General features: G+C 57.8%; 1 protein-coding gene. It reads right to left on the bottom strand.

Annotated elements, in window-relative coordinates; translation table 11 throughout:
* Positions 1 to 680 (bottom strand): AMP-binding protein (locus ABD481_RS46620; RefSeq protein WP_344672340.1); only part of this gene is annotated, 680 nt, incomplete at both ends.

Genomic DNA, 680 nt, shown 5'->3' with positions numbered 1-680 from the left:
CAGCAATAAACAACTCACCCACCGCCCCAACCGGCACCGGGCTCAAATGACGATCCAAAACATACAACCGCGTATTCGGCAACGGACCACCAATCGGCGTCGGCTCATCAACACCAACCCTGACATCCGCCAGATCACTGAAACTGGAGTCGATCGTCGCCTCCGTCACACCATAAGCCGTCAACAACCGCACCCCACCACCCAACACCCGCCGCGCCCGCACCACCCCCGAACCCCGCCACAAATCAGGAATCGCCACCAACAACCGCAAACTATCAAGCTCAATATTTGTAGCCTCAACATAGTCGACAAGCCGATCCAGATAGCGCGGCGAACATTCGAAAGCGTTCACCCGCTCACGACGGATCGTCTCCACCCACTCCGCAGTAGAGAGCTGCAACCCCACCGGGGCCACCACCAACGAACCACCAGAGCACAACGCCCGCACCACATCACCAGTGAACACATCAAAACTGACACTGTTCATCGCCAGCCACCGCAACCCCACACCACCCGGAAAATGCGTCCCCGCCCAACCAGTAAACGTACTGATCAACGCCTCATGCGTAACCAAAACACCCTTCGGACGACCCGTCGAACCCGACGTATAAATCACCACAGCCGCCTGACCCGCAACCGTCTGAACATCAAGATCCGAAGAGGACTCGGCATCAATCGCC

This window comes from Catenulispora yoronensis, from assembly GCF_039531695.1.
Taxonomy (GTDB): Bacteria; Actinomycetota; Actinomycetes; order Streptomycetales; family Catenulisporaceae; genus Catenulispora; species Catenulispora yoronensis.
The sequence above is the reverse complement of the archived record's forward strand: the minus strand, read 5'-3'. Positions and strand labels throughout refer to the sequence as shown.